Origin of the sequence: Rhizobium sp. 268 (genome assembly GCF_036571585.1) — a bacterium.
In the GTDB taxonomy this organism is placed as follows: Bacteria; Pseudomonadota; Alphaproteobacteria; order Rhizobiales; family Rhizobiaceae; genus Rhizobium; species Rhizobium redzepovicii.
This window is the reverse complement of the sequence record NZ_JAPPSO010000010.1, coordinates 288,420-302,735: the sequence shown is the minus strand read 5'-3', so window position 1 is coordinate 302,735 and position 14,316 is coordinate 288,420. Positions and strand designations below refer to the sequence as shown.

The 14,316-nt window shown below is 63.7% G+C and carries 10 protein-coding genes; 8 read left to right on the top strand and 2 right to left on the bottom strand.

The window, feature by feature from the left end; all coding sequences use genetic code 11:
• Window positions 1–11 precede the first annotated feature (11 nt).
• The 8 genes from OS035_RS21310 (at window position 12) to OS035_RS21275 (ending at window position 9,282) form a co-directional block, all read left to right on the top strand.
• Window positions 12–1,145 (top strand): ABC transporter permease, encoded by a 1,134-nt coding sequence (locus tag OS035_RS21310; RefSeq protein WP_183780264.1) that lies wholly within the window; start codon window positions 12–14, stop codon window positions 1,143–1,145.
• Window positions 1,135–2,184 (top strand): ABC transporter ATP-binding protein, encoded by a 1,050-nt coding sequence (locus tag OS035_RS21305; protein WP_310808128.1) that lies wholly within the window; start codon window positions 1,135–1,137, stop codon window positions 2,182–2,184. The genes OS035_RS21310 and OS035_RS21305 overlap by 11 nt, the downstream gene beginning before the upstream one ends.
• Window positions 2,184–3,242 carry an ABC transporter ATP-binding protein gene (locus tag OS035_RS21300; RefSeq protein WP_331814050.1) on the top strand — a complete coding sequence of 353 codons (1,059 nt, stop codon included), beginning with the start codon at window positions 2,184–2,186 and terminating at the stop codon, window positions 3,240–3,242. The genes OS035_RS21305 and OS035_RS21300 overlap by 1 nt, the downstream gene beginning before the upstream one ends.
• A complete protein-coding gene (locus tag OS035_RS21295) occupies window positions 3,242–4,075 on the top strand; it encodes a 5-deoxy-glucuronate isomerase (RefSeq protein ID WP_331814049.1) in 834 nt (277 codons plus the stop codon). The genes OS035_RS21300 and OS035_RS21295 overlap by 1 nt, the downstream gene beginning before the upstream one ends.
• A 69-nt stretch (window positions 4,076–4,144) precedes the next feature.
• On the top strand, window positions 4,145–6,013 hold the full coding sequence (locus OS035_RS21290) for a GH39 family glycosyl hydrolase (protein ID WP_183780252.1): 1,869 nt from the start codon (window positions 4,145–4,147) through the stop codon (window positions 6,011–6,013).
• An 11-nt stretch (window positions 6,014–6,024) separates the two neighbouring features.
• On the top strand, window positions 6,025–6,843 hold the full coding sequence (locus OS035_RS21285; RefSeq protein ID WP_183780329.1) for a sugar phosphate isomerase/epimerase family protein: 819 nt from the start codon (window positions 6,025–6,027) through the stop codon (window positions 6,841–6,843).
• A gap of 4 nt (window positions 6,844–6,847) precedes the next feature.
• Complete coding sequence (locus tag OS035_RS21280; protein WP_183780250.1) at window positions 6,848–7,864, top strand: hydroxyacid dehydrogenase; 1,017 nt, start codon at window positions 6,848–6,850, stop codon at window positions 7,862–7,864.
• Window positions 7,861–9,282, top strand: a complete 1,422-nt coding sequence (locus tag OS035_RS21275; protein WP_183780247.1) for a mandelate racemase — start codon at window positions 7,861–7,863, stop codon at window positions 9,280–9,282. The genes OS035_RS21280 and OS035_RS21275 overlap by 4 nt, the downstream gene beginning before the upstream one ends.
• A 599-nt stretch (window positions 9,283–9,881) precedes the next feature.
• On the opposite strand, the gene OS035_RS21270 is transcribed toward OS035_RS21275, so the two are convergent.
• Together OS035_RS21270 and OS035_RS21265 are read right to left on the bottom strand one after the other, a co-directional pair.
• Window positions 9,882–13,034, bottom strand: a complete 3,153-nt coding sequence (locus OS035_RS21270; RefSeq protein WP_331814048.1) for an efflux RND transporter permease subunit — start codon at window positions 13,032–13,034, stop codon at window positions 9,882–9,884.
• Window positions 13,034–14,134, bottom strand: a complete 1,101-nt coding sequence (locus tag OS035_RS21265; RefSeq protein WP_183780241.1) for an efflux RND transporter periplasmic adaptor subunit — start codon at window positions 14,132–14,134, stop codon at window positions 13,034–13,036. The genes OS035_RS21270 and OS035_RS21265 overlap by 1 nt, the downstream gene beginning before the upstream one ends.
• Window positions 14,135–14,316 lie beyond the last annotated feature (182 nt).

Sequence of the window (14,316 nt, the reverse complement as noted above, 5' to 3'; positions counted from 1 at the left end):
GGACGATAGATATGACCGATCAAGCCATCGCACTGATACCTGAACGTGTTCGCAATTCCGATGCGGTTGCCGGCCAGTGGAAACTCATCTGGCGCCGTTTCCGCCGCCACCGGCTGGCGCTGGGGGCGGGCGTCGTCATCCTGCTGATTTACTTGGTCGCCATGTTTGCCGAAGTCATCGCCCCGGTTTCATCGCAGACCTACGATTCCCGCTACACCTATGCGCCGCCCCAGCGGCTCAAAGTCGCCGGTTACGACACAACGGGGCAGTTTCATCTGCTCTACGTCAACGGCTATTCGATGAAGGTCGATCCGATCGCGCTCAGCCGCACTTACGTGCCCGATCCGGCGGTCGTCATTCCCGTCGGCTTCTTCGTCAAAGGCGAGCCCTATCGGTTCTGGGGATTGTTCGATTTCGACCGTCACCTGATCGGCCCGGTCGAAACGGGCAAACCCTTCTACCTCTTTGGCGCCGATCGCCTCGGCCGCGACGTCTTCAGCCGGACGGTGCACGGCACCCGTGTCTCAATGTCCGTCGGTCTGATCGGCGTCGCGATCAGCCTCGTCCTCGGCATCATCCTCGGCGGCATCTCGGGACTTTACGGCGGTTGGGTGGACGATGTCATCCAGCGTTCGATCGAGCTCATCAACTCCATCCCCACCATCCCGCTGTGGATGGGCCTTGCGGCTGCCGTTCCGATTAGCGCCGACCCGATCCTGGTCTATCTCTGGATCACGATCATCCTGTCGCTGATCGGCTGGACCGACCTTGCGCGCGTGGTGCGCGGACGTTTCCTGTCGCTGAAGACGGAAGACTTCGTCATCGCCGCCCATCTCGATGGCTGCTCGCGGATGCGGATCATCTGGCGGCATATGGTGCCGTCCTTCATGAGTCATATCATCGCTTCGGTCACGCTTGCCATTCCGACGATGATCCTCGCCGAGACCGCGCTCTCCTTCCTCGGCATCGGCCTGCGGCCGCCGGTCGTCAGTTGGGGCGTGCTGCTTCAGGAAGCACAGAACATTCTCGCGGTCTCGAGCGCGCCCTGGCTGTTTCTTCCGGGCCTGGCAGTGATTGTCACGGTGCTTGCCCTCAATTTCCTCGGTGATGGATTACGCGATGCTGCAGATCCCTATGAATACTGACGCCAATTTCGCCGCCGCCGGCGGCCGGAGCCCGCATCGCGACGCGCTGATCGAGGTCGACGACCTCAGGACCCATTTCTTCGGCGGCGCGGGGACTATCAGGGCAGTCGACGGCGTCTCCTTTTCCATCCCGCGCGGCAAGACGGTTTGCGTCGTCGGCGAATCCGGTTCGGGCAAGAGCATCACCGGACGCTCGATTCTCAACCAGGTGCCGCGCGGTGGACGGATCGTCTCGGGCGCGATCCGCTACCGGCCGAATCCGGCAGCCGCCGCCATCGATCTCGCCGCGCTCGATCCGCGTGGCCGCGACATGCGGGCGATCCGCGGCGCTCAGATCGGCCTGATCAGCCAGGAGCCGATGGCGGCACTTTCCCCTGTCCATACCATCGGCAACCAGATGATGGAGGTGATCCGCCTGCATCTGAAGATGGGAAAGAAGGAAGCGCGCGAACATGCCATCGAGACGCTGGCTCTGGTCGGCATTCCCAGGCCGGCCGAGCGCATGGAAAGTTACGCCTTCCAGTTTTCCGGCGGCATGCGCCAGCGCGTCTGCATCGCGCTGGCTCTCGCCTGTCGCCCGAAATTGCTGATCGCCGACGAACCGACCACGGCGCTCGATGTGACCACCCAGGCCAATATCCTCGACCTGCTCGCCTCGCTGCAGGCGGAATTCGGGCTCTCGGTACTGTTCGTCACCCATGATCTCGGCGTGGTTGCCGAAATCGCCGACGAGGTGGTCGTCATGTATGTCGGCCGGGTGGTGGAGGCGGGCGATGTCGACACGATCTTCCATGCACCTGTTCATCCCTACACTAAGGCCCTGCTGCAATCGGTGCCGCGTATGCACGGGCAACCGAGCGAACGGCTCGCGACCATCGAGGGCATGGTGCCCTCGCGTTTCGAGCGGCCGGAGGGTTGCAGCTTTCATCCCCGATGCAGAGAGGCGAGAGCAGGCCTCTGCGATCGGAAGGACCCCGGATCCGTCGTCATCGGTGACGGGCACGTCGCCAGCTGCCTGCTTTACGAGGAGAGACAGTGATGGCCGATCCCGTGATGCAGCCAAGCCCGCTGCTGGAACTCAACGATCTCAAGATGCACTTTCCCATCCGCAAGGGTGCGTTCCGACGGGTCGTCGGTCATGTCAAGGCGGTCGACGGCGTTTCGCTTCGCGTCGAGGACGGCGAGACGCTCGGCATTGTCGGCGAATCCGGCTGCGGCAAGTCCACCCTTGCCCGCACCGTGCTGCGCATCTATCGGCCGACGAGCGGCGAGATCCGCTACCGCGACCGCAGCGGTGGCACGGTTGATCTCGCGGCCCTGTCCGGATCCGCCCTCAAGGAAATCCACCGCGACCTGCGCATCGTGTTTCAGGATCCGCAATCCTCGCTCAATCCGCGTCTTCCCGTCATCGACATCATCGGCGAGGTGCTTGGTGTCAACGGCATCGCCAAGGGCCGGGAACTCGAGCACCGGGTCGCCGAGCTGATGCAGAGTGTCGGCCTGCGGCCTGAATATATGCGCCGCTACCCGCATGCTTTTTCCGGCGGCGAACGCCAGCGCATTGGCATTGCCCGGGCGCTGGCCTCCAATCCGCGCCTGGTGATCGCCGACGAGGCCGTCTCGGCGCTCGATGTCAGCGTGCAGGCGCAAACCATCAACCTCCTGCAGGACCTGCAGGAACAGTTCGGCCTGACCTATCTCTTCGTCGCCCACGACCTCTCGGTCGTCCGGCACATCTCCGACAATATCGCCGTCATGTATGTCGGTCGGGTCGTGGAAAAGGCGCCGACTGAGCAGATCTTTTCGCGTCCGCGTCACCCCTATACCGAAGCGCTGCTCTCGGCCGTGCCGATCGCCGATCCCAGGCTGCGCCGCCACGGCCGGCGCATCCGGTTAGCGGGCGAGGTCGCCGACCCCGCGCACGCGCCCCCCGGCTGCGCCTTTCATCCGCGCTGTCGCTACGCCACTGCGCTGTGCAAGCAGGAGGTGCCGGCTTTGCGCACCGTCACCGCCGATGGACATGCGGTGGCCTGCCATCACGCCGAAACCCTGACCCTCAACCCTTTTGCCGACCGTACCGTTGCGGAGTTCAATTGATGCCCGAATTCATTCCCCGCTCCGAGCAGCGTCCCATCGTGGATACCTCCTCCAGGACGCTCGATCTCATCTACTTCGACCTCGTCACGCTTCCGGCCGATGGCCGGGAGACGCGGCGGCTGCCCTTGCACGAAAGCCTCTACGTCGTGCTGTCGGGGCAGGTGGATATCGCGGTGGATGAGGTCACGTTTGAAGCGGTAGGCCGGCGAGCCGATATCTGGGGAGGCGATGCGGATTCGGTTTACGCGCCCGTCGACGCCAATGTCCGGATATCGGCCGCTGGCGGACCGGCGGAAGTCGCCATCGCCGGCGGCCTTTGCGACACGCGCTATGCGCCGTTCCGGGTGACCCCCGACGAGGTCGACGCGGTCAATGTCGGTTCGCCCGACACGCATAGCCAGCGGCGGATCGCCCACCTGCTTGGCCAACGGCAGAACGGGCGCTGCGGCAATCTGCTGGTGAGCGAGCTCTATGCCGGCGAAGGCTGCTGGTCGGGCTATCCTCCCCATAAGCACGATACCGAAGACGGCGATGCCGAGACCCTGCACGAAGAGCTCTATCACTATCGTTTCCAGCCCGAGACCGGCTTCGGCAGCCAGATCACCTATGACGACAACGGCCCGGTCAAGATCCTGATGACCCGCAACGGCGATACTGTCCTGGTCGACCGGGGTTACCATCCGACCGTTACCTCGCCCGGCCACCGGGGCTACATCTTCACCATCCTTGTCGGCAAGCACCGCCGCGGGCTGATCCAGCGCTTCGATCCTGCCCACCAGCATCTGACCAAAACTATCCCCGGCATCGATGCGATGCGTGAAAAGTTCAAATAATCAGGCTGTTGGCCTTCCATGCCGGCTTTGCGGGCACTGCCAGACTTCCGCTCAAGGAGAGACGATCCCATGCGTGAACGGACGCGAATAAATGTTGATGCCAACCAAACGGTGCGCCCCTTCGACAGGTTCTGGCGCGGCACCGGCTTTTCGCCTGCCGAGCTGCTGCTCGAACCCGAGATGCGCCAGATGCTTGCCTATATCGGCGGCCTGCCGAACGAGGGCATCCGGTTCCTGCGCGTCCATTATCTCTACAATCTGCTGCGTTCGACCGGTGGTCTTGGCGGCTACGACTGGTCGCTGCTCGACCGGGCGCTCGACGTGATGATCGAGCACCGCCTGAAGCCGTTCTTCGAGCTGATGGGCAATCCCTCCGGCCTCTTTACCGATTACGAGGACATGGATCAGGTCAGGCGCTGGCGGGATCTCGTGACGGCGACGGCCGATCGCTACGGCGCGCGCTACGGCATGGACGAATTGCGGACATGGTATTTCGAAACGACGAACGAAGCCGATTCCGGCTGGTGGACCTATGGCATCAAGGGCTACACCAACTATTACGACGCCTGCGTCGCCGGCCTCGACGCCGTCGATCCCGGCCTGCCGATGGGCGGCCCCGGCACCGCCCGTACGCTCTCCCCGATCTTTCGCGCCCTGATGGCCCATTGCGACAGCGGCACGAGCTGCCTGACCGGCGACGGCCCGCCGCGCCTCGACTACATCTCGATCCACGAAAAGGGCGTCAACGGCAGCAAGGACGATCTGACGCCGAAGACGAATGCCATCGTCGACCGCACCCTGCTGGTCGTCGACTATCTCAAGGAGCATCACCCGCGCCTCGCCGGCCTGCCGATCGCCAACGACGAATGCGACCCGCAGCTCGGCTGGAGCGATCATCACAGCTGGCACGGCAAGGCCTATTATGCCGGGATCATCGCCCGTATCATCGAGCAGCACGACCGGCGCATCATCGCGCCGAAGGCGGCGAATTTCACCTTCCTCAGCAATGACCACGCCTTCATCGGCGGCTGGAGCCAGCGCACGATCTTTGCCTATTTCGGCTCGCGCAATTTCACCAAGGCGCAGTGGGAGCACAAGACCGATCTGGACAGGCTGGTGACCGACATCGACAGCGCGCCGCCTTTCGACATCATCAAGAAGCCCGGTCTCACATCGATGGAGCTGCTGGCGACGCTCGGCGACACCGTCTGCAAGGTGACGGCCGAGCCGCCCCTGACGCCCGATCAGGATGGCCTGGCGATCCTGCCGACACGGCTGCCGGGCGGTGGCGTTTCCATCAGCCTCATCCACAGCGTCGATGCCATCAATCGTTCGGGCCGGACCGCCGTGCGGCTCGAGGTCGGCGGGCTGGTTCCCGGCCGCCATGCGCTCTGCCTGCTGCGCATCGACGAGGAATTCACCAATCCGATGGAGGTATGGGAGGCCCAGCGCGACGAAAGCAACCCGCGCGGGCCCTTCGAGCCGGTCGGCGCGCCGCCCGTGCCTGATGAAGCGCAGTTTGCCGAACTGCGCCGCGCCCAGGAGCCGGCCTTGCTGCACCCGATCAGCACCGTCGCCTGCGACGACGGCCGGGTCAGCGTCGATCTCGACGTGCCCTTGCCGTCGCTGACGCAGGTGCTCGTCGTCCCCGATATCGGCGCACCGCCGGCAGCACCCACCGGCCTCGTCGTCGAGCGCTACCTCGGTCTCGGCGGCCGGGAGGAGCGCATGCTCTTCTGGGCTGCCGGCGATGCGAGCCCCGCCATCTTCTACGATGTCCTTACCAGCACCGACGGCGAGGCTTTTGAAAAGGTCAGTCCGGTGCCGTTGATCTCGACGGCATTCCTGCACATGTCGCCGCCGGAGGGCGCGCAATATGCGGTGCGCGCTCGGGATGCCTTCGGCCGCGAAAGCGAGCTCTGTGTTTCCAGTCGATGAGCCGCGACATTATGGATATCGCCTATTTCACCAAGACCCTGGAAGGTCTGCCGCTGGAGAAGGCGGCGGAGATCACGGCGGACCTCGGGTTCGATTGTGCCGATCTTCTCGTTCGAGACGGCCACACCGTTTCTCCAGACCGGCCGGAGGAAATCATCAAGGCGGCGAAGCTCTTTGCCGCAACCGGCCTCCGCATCCCGATGGCGACCATCGATTCCACGCGGCCTGATGATGCCACGTCGCGGCTTCTCGGCTTTTGCGGCGAGGCCGGCATCGGTCAGGTCCGGCTCGGCTTCTGGCGTTATGATCCCTTGCGGCGCTGGAAGGTGCAGGTCGATGAGGCGCGGCGTGGCCTCGATGGTTTCGAGCGTCTCGCCGAATGCTTCGGCATGAAGTTGACGATCCAGCTGCACGGCGGAACCCTGCACAGCTCCGGCGCGCTTGCGATGCAATTGCTGGCCGGGCGCGATCCCGTCGGGATCGGCGCCTATCCCGATCCGGCCAACCAGATCATCCGCGAGGGAAGCGAGGACTGGCGTCTGACCCTCGACCTTCTCGACCCGTGGTTCTGCTGCATGGGGGTCAAGAATTGCGGCTGGTTTCCCGGCGCCTATGGGGCGCTGGGCCAGCGTGCCTGGCATTCGGACTGGTATGGGCTCGACGACGGCATGGTGCCCTGGAACGACATCATCCCGCATCTCATCGCCACCGGTTTTGCCGGGGTGCTCTCCATGCATTCCCAATACCGGGTTCCCCGCGAACAGGCGCTCGACAAGGCCCGCGCCGATCTCGCCCATCTCAGGCGCCTGGTCGCCGCAGCGAAAGAGTAGAAGCATGCGTGAACAACCGCCCGTCATTGCCGTCCTTTTGACCGAAAAGACCCGCCGTATGATGCTGGACGATGCGGCGACCGCTGAGTTGAATGCGCTGGGCGACGTCCGCTGGCCGGCCGGCGCCACGATCGACGCTGCCGATGCCGACCGCCTGCTGCAGGGCGCCACGGCCTGCCTGACCGGATGGGGCACGCCGCCCTTCGATTCCGCCGCGCGCCAGCGTCATCCGCAACTTGCCCTCGTCGCCCATTCGGCCGGCAGCGTCCGCACGCTCGTTCCCGCCCGGCTGTTCGACGACGGCCTTCGTGTCAGCCATGCCGCCTCGAAAATCGCCGCCTCGGTTGCCGAGTTCGTCGTCGCCGAAGCGCTGCTCGCCATGCGCGGCATTCACCGGTTGCATCATGCATTGCGCGACGGCGGCGAATGGCTCGACGTCCGCGCCGCCGTGCCGCAAAGATTGCTGGGCGCCAGAACGGTTGGCATCGTCGGCGCCGGATATGTCGGACGGGCGGTCATGCGCCTGCTCGTTCCATTCGGCTGCCGCGTGCTGGTTGTCGATCCCTATCTCAGCGACGGCGAGGCCGCGGCACTCGGCGTCGTCAGGACAGAACTGGACGAGGCGCTGGCGAAGAGCGATGTGATTTCCCTGCATGCGCCCGTCCTGTCCGAAACACGTGGGATGATCGGCGCCCGCGAACTGGCGCTGTTGCGCTCTGGCGCATTGTTCATCAATACGGCACGCGCGGAACTGATCGACGAGGCCGCATTATTGGCGGAGATCCGCTCCGGCCGTATCGAGGCGGCTCTCGATGTCTTCGACAAGGAGCCGCTGCCGCCGAACAGCCCCTTCCGCGACCCCGGACTTATCAATGTCACCATTTCGCCGCACGCCGCCGGCCACACCGAAGAGGCACATTTCGCCCAAGGCCGGGCCATGGTAGATGAGATCGGCCGGCTGCTGCGCCGGGAGCCGCTCCATCATGAAGTGTCGCGAGCCATGCTTGCGCGGATGGCATGAGCATGAACAGAAACATCGGAGGTCGCGTGACGGCGCCGCGCATTAGAATTGTCGAGATCGACGCCTTCGAGCGCGATACCCGCCTGCGTCTGCCGTTCCGCTTCGGCGTAGCGACCCTCGAAAGGGCGCCGCAGGCCTTTCTCAGGGTGCGTCTCGAGGATGAGACAGGGAAAATCGCCATCGGCGCGGCCGCCGAAATGATGGTGCCGAAATGGTTCGACAAAAACCCGGCGCTGACGCCGGCGCAGAACGTCGATCAATTGCGCGGCTCGATCCGTGTTTCGGCCGCTGCGTCGCTCGAGGCATCCGCGCCGGCGACATTGTTTGGCGCTGCCCGCCTGAACGAGATGGAAACCGCGCGGCGCCTGCCCGGAAATCCGTTGGTCGCTGGTTTTGGCCCTTCGCTGATCGCCCGCGCGGCACTCGATGCCTATTGCCGTCTTGCCGGCATTTCCTTCTTCGATGCGGTGCGTGGCAACTTGGTCGGCATCGGCGGCCCGATGCTACCCGGCGATATCGATACGAATGCCGCCTCCGCGGTGCTCGCCGGCCTTCGCCCCGCAGACTCGATTGCAGCCCGGCATACGATCGGGCTGCTCGACCCGATTACCGAGAGCGATATCGTCCATCCCGTTGATGACGGTCTGCCGGAAAGCCTCGAGGCGGTGATTGCGCGTTATGGCAACCGCTGGTTCAAGATCAAGCTTTCTGGCGTGGTCGATGCCGATATAGACCGGCTGGCGCGGATCGCCGTCGTGCTGGACCGCCTGCCGGACTATCGGCTGACGGTCGACGGCAACGAACAATTCAGCGCTGCCGAACCGCTTGCCGACCTACTGGCGCGCATCGCGGGGATGCCGCCGCTGGCACGGTTGCGTGCGGCCATTGCCTTTGTCGAACAGCCGTTCTCGCGCGCGATCACCATGGAAACACCGCTCGGGGCTCTGGCGGCGCAGTTGCCCTTCCTGATCGATGAGAGCGACGATGGCGACGAGGCCTTCGCCCACGCCCGTGAGCTTGGCTATACCGGCGTCTCCTCGAAAACCTGCAAGGGCGTCTATCGCTCGCTTCTCAAGGCGATCCGCATCAGGACGACAGGTGTGCCGGGCCTGTTCCTCTCCGGCGAAGACCTGACCTGTCAGGCCGGGCTTGCCGTGCAGCAGGATCTGGCGCTGGTTTCGCTGCTCGGTCTCTCCCATGTCGAGCGTAACGGCCATCACTATGTAGCCGGCATGCAGGGTGCGCCGCAGGCGGAGATGGCGCGTTTTGCGGCGGCCCACCCGGATATTTACGAGCAGGGTGCCGAAGGACCGCTGTTGTCGATCCGCGACGGAAGGATCTCTATCGCTTCGCTGGGGGCGATCGGCTACGCCAGCAGCGCCTTGCCCGATTTCGAGGCGATGAAACCGCTGTCGTGAGCGCGCGATGAATCACCCCGTTCCGCCAATTGAAATGTCTTCCGACAGAGCATCACACTCTTTGCGAAGGCTCTCCGCACGGCCTGGTTCAATCGCTTCGCTCAGAAGATGAGAGAGCAAGACGTAATTATCTTGCAGGCAAAGTCGAAGAACTTTGGCAATTCTATAGTCGTAAAATATCGAGTGAAACGGACGCGCCCTCCGCGAAATCGCGGCGAGTATGACTTTCCCCTCCGCGAAGCGGCCAAGCAGAATATTTCGAGGTGCCTTGGACACACGACCCTCCGGATTGAGCTGAGGTCGATCTGTAATAGCTGTGCGGATGTCAAGCGCAGTTAAGGAAGTGTAAAGTTTGGTAAAGGTTCTCGTGGCGACGTGCGCGCTGCGCTGCTGGCAGTCGATCGAGACGGGGAAACTGCAATCAGGATGAGTGCTCGGACTGGCGTTTCCAGAAGATGCAGGACGCGCAGGCGGCTTGTGGCCGCCTGCGGGGGAATACGTCCCGCGGTCTTGTTCCGGGGGAGGGGAACGCGACCGAAGAGGGTGCCGTCGCCGGCCTTGTGCGGTGGGGCAGCGTCTGCCCAATCACCTGTGGGGCATCATCTCTGAGCTTGTCCCCGTTTCGAAATCTCAGGCTGGAAGGCGATCGCCGCGTGATCGTTGGACGCATGCGGCTTATCCCCGGCGATGTCCTCGGCCAGTCCGATCCGGCGCAGGACCCGTTTGAGGATCTGTTCCAGATCGTCGACGAAAGTGAAGATGACGGGGATGACGATGAGGCTGACCAGCGTCGACATCACCACGCCGCCGATCACGACGATTGCCATCGGCTGGCGGAAGCTCGAATCACCGCCCATCAGGCTGAGTGCCGCCGGCAGCATGCCCGAGGCCATGGCAATGGTGGTCATGACGATCGGCCGTGCGCGCTTGTGGCAGGCATCCACCAAGGCGTCGAATCTCGACATGCCACGCTGACGCGACATGATCGCATATTCGATGAGCAGGATGGAGTTCTTCGTCACCACGCCCATCAGCATGAGCAGGCCGATGACAACAGGCATGGAGAAGCTCGTTCCGGTCACCACCAGCGGCACCAACGCGCCGCCGAGCGAGAGCGGCAATGCCATCAGAAGCGTCAGCGGCTGCAGGAAATCGTGGAAGAGCAGCACCATGACCGCATAGATGCAGAACACGCCGATCGCCATCGCCAGCCCGAAACTCTGGAACAGCTCCGAACTGCGCTGAAGTTCGCCCTGGTTGACCAGGGTGACGCCCGATGGCAGATGACGAAGTGTCGGCAGCGCCTGCGCCTCGCGGTTGACGTCGCCGAGGATGCGGCCGTTGAGTTCGACGGAAAGGGTGACATTGCGCATCCGGTCGATGCGGTCGATCTCCGAAGGGCTGCCGCCGATCTTCACGTCGGCGATCGATCCGAGATCGACGTTGCCGTTGGTTCCCGCCACCCGCATGTTCTTGATGTCGTCCAGAGTGGTACGCGCCTCGGGCGAGAAGCGGACGACGATCGGAATCTGCCGCTGAGGCAGGTTGAGCTTCGGCAGGTCGGCCGAATATTCCCCGTTGGTCGCTACGCGCACGGCCTCGGCGATGGCGCTCGACGTTACCCCAAGTGCGGCGCTGCGCGCAAAGTCGGGCGTGATCTGAATCTCGGGCGCCTGTCGGGCTGCGGTCGATGTCACAGCGCCGATGCCCTGCAGTGAGCGGAGCTGCTCCTCGAGCGCCGTACTGGCGCTATCGAGGACATTTGCATCGTCGCCAGCCAGCGTGATCTCGAGTTTCGTGCCATTGCCGCCGCCGCCGACCTCCACGCGCACGCCGGGAAGGATGGAAAGCGCCTGCCGGATATCGTTTTCGATTTCCGACTGCTTGCGGTCACGCTCGTCGATGGGCGGCAGCACGGCAACGATCGTCGCCGATCCGACATCGCTCGTGGTGCCGGCGTCGGGACCGCCGCCCGAGGACACCGATCCGACGGCGGAGAAGACATGGGTCACGTCGGGAAGCTTGCCGATGATATCCGCGGCCTTCCTGCTGGTGGCGTCGGTCTGCTCGATGGTGGCGCCCGGCTGCATGGTCAGCGTGATCTGGGTCCGCGCGTCGTCGGACGCGGGCAGGAAGCCAGATTTCAACAGGGAAATGGTCGAAAGCGAGAGCGCCACGATGACGGCGGTGACGGCCACGGTCGTCTTCCTGCGGTGCATGGCGGCCTTCACGATTGATATATAGGCACGCATGATTCGGCCGTCCTTTTCCTCGGTCGGATGGGCCTTCATGAAATAGGCGGCCATCATCGGCGTCAGCAGGCGAGCGACGACCAGCGAGGCGAGAACGGCGACGGCAGCGGTGATGCCGAACTGGCGGAAGATAAGGCCCGGTATGCCGCTCATGAATGCTGTCGGCAGGAACACCGAAACCAGCGTGAATGTGGTTGCGATGACGGCAAGCCCGATCTCGTTGGCTGCCTCGAGAGCGGCATCGATCGGCCGCTTGCCCATCTGCAGGTGGCGGGCGATGTTTTCGATCTCGACGATGGCATCGTCGACAAGGATGCCGACCACCAGCGACAGCGCAAGCAGTGTGACGATGTTCAAGCTGAAGTCGGCGAGATACATGACAAGGAAGGTCGGTATGACGGACAAGGGCAGCGCCACGGCCGACAGGATCGTCGCCCGCCAGTCCCGGAGGAAAAGCCAGACGACGATGATCGCCAGGATCGCGCCTTCGTAGAGCATGTGCATCGAGCCATCGTAGTTGCCGATGATCGGACCGATCGTGCTGTAAGCCTCTTCGATCTCAACGTTGGAATGCTTGGCGGCGAACTCCCCGATCGCCTTGTCGACATCGGCGGCGACACCGCTGTCGGAAAATCCGTTCGAGCGCTTGATCTCGACCGCGATCACCGGCTTGCCGTCGAGATAGGCCATCGAGGAGCGCTCGGCGAAGCTGTCGCTGATGGATGCGACGTCGTCGAGGCGAACCTGCTGGCCGTTCGCCAGCGGGATTTTCAGCCCCTTCAGCGCCTCGACCGATGGCAGGGCACCGAGCGTGCGCAAGGTCTGGCGGGTGCCGCCGATTTCGCCGAGGCCACCCGACGTATCCGTCTGCACGGCCTTCAGCTGCGACGATACGGTGGCCGCGGTGACGCCGAGCGACGCCATCGTCGCGGGATCGAGATCCACATGCACCTCGCGGTCGATCCCGCCGATGCGGTTGACTTGACCGACACCGGGCACCGAAAGCAGTGCCTTGGTCAGATCATTGTCGACGAACCAGGAAAGCTCGGTCTCGTTGAGAGCGGTCGAGCGGACGGCATAGGTGACCAGTGCGGAGCTCTGTACGGTGACCTTGGTGACGCTCGGTGTTTCCATCTGCGCCGGCAGGTCGCCTTTGACGCTGTCGACGGCGTTGCGGACCTCGTTCAGGGCCGTTTCGCTGTCTTTTTCCAGCTCGAAGGACACCTTGATCGAGACGGTGCCGTCGGTGATCGTCGTGGTGATGTGATCGAGATAGCTGAGCGCGGCAAGGCCATCCTCGATCTTGCGGGCGACCTCGGTTTCGAGCTGCGTCGGTGCGGCGCCCTCAAGCGTCGCGGTGACGTTGATCGTGGGAAGGTCCATATCCGGGAAATTCTGGATCGGCAGCTGTTTGAAGGCCAAGAGCCCGCCGGCTGTCAGCATCACAAACAGCAATATCGCCGGTACGGGGTTGCGGATCGACCAGGCTGAGAAGTTCATCAGTTTGTCTCCGCAATCTTCACGAGGTCGTTGTCGGACAGGAACGCGCCGCCCGAGTTCACCACTTTCGCCGAGCGATCGATGCCGGAGACGATTTCCACCTCGCCGTTGTTGCGGCGGCCGGTTTCCACTCTGACCTTTCTGACCCGCTGATCCTCACCTGAAGTGAAGAGGTAACTGATGCCGTCCCGGAACACGATCGCCGTCTCCGGAACGGTCAGTGCCGGCGAGGTCTGCAATGCGATATTGCCGGTGACATAGAGACCGGTGCGCGGCCGGACATCGGTGGGAAGCGCCACATAGACGATTGCCCGGCTGGTATCGGTGCTGACCGAAGGCCCGACAAGTCTCACCTTGCCGTCGATGACCTGGCCGTCCGGTCCGTTGATCCTGACGCTCAAGCCTTCAGAAATGCGCGGGAGGTAGCGTGCTGACACTTCGGCCTGCCATTCGACACGCTGCTGGCGAACCATGCGAAACAGCTCGGTGCCGGCGGAGACGACGGCGCCGAGATTGGCGGAACGCGACGTGATCACCCCGTCGTCGGCGGCCGTGATTGTCGTCTGCGCAAGCTTGATCTTTTCGGTGTCGAGCGCGGCCTCTTCGGACGCAACACTTGCCGTCGCCGTCTGCTCATCGGCCAGATATTCGACGATCTTCTCGTCGGAAAGCGCGCCGGAAGGTTGCAGCTGTCGCGCCCGGTCGGCATTGGCCTTGGCCTTCGACAGGCTTGCCTTGGCGTTTTCGACCGCCGCCTCCTGCTTGCGGAGATCGGCGAGCACGCTCTCCTGGGAAAGCTGGACGAGCGTTTGTCCCTTGGTGACTACGGAGCCGACGTCGACCAGGACATCGGTTATGCGCAGGCCGCTGGTTTCGGAGGCGATGACCGCTTCCTGCCAGGGCTTCAGCCAGCCGCTCGCGGGAACGGTCTCCGGCCAGTTCCGCTGCGCCGGCGCCGTCAGGGAGACGGTGAGGGCGGGCGCCGCCGCCTGCTCGGCCGCGGCATTGCGCAGGGGGAAGAAAAGCGCGGCCGCCACGAGAGCGGCGGCGCATAGCCTGGATGGTTTTCTCAACGATGCACTCCTTGTGGTCAAAGGCATCGCTGCCTTTTCCCGATCCGCGATCAACTCGATGACGGATTGCGGCTCATGCACGGCAATCCGATCCCGGCTCGCGTCGATGTCATGGCAGGTTAAGTAACGGACCGAACGTTAAGTGCGGTCAAGTTAGTGTTAAGTTGGGTAAAACTTGGCCGCGCGACTGTGCATGTGCTGTATGCCTG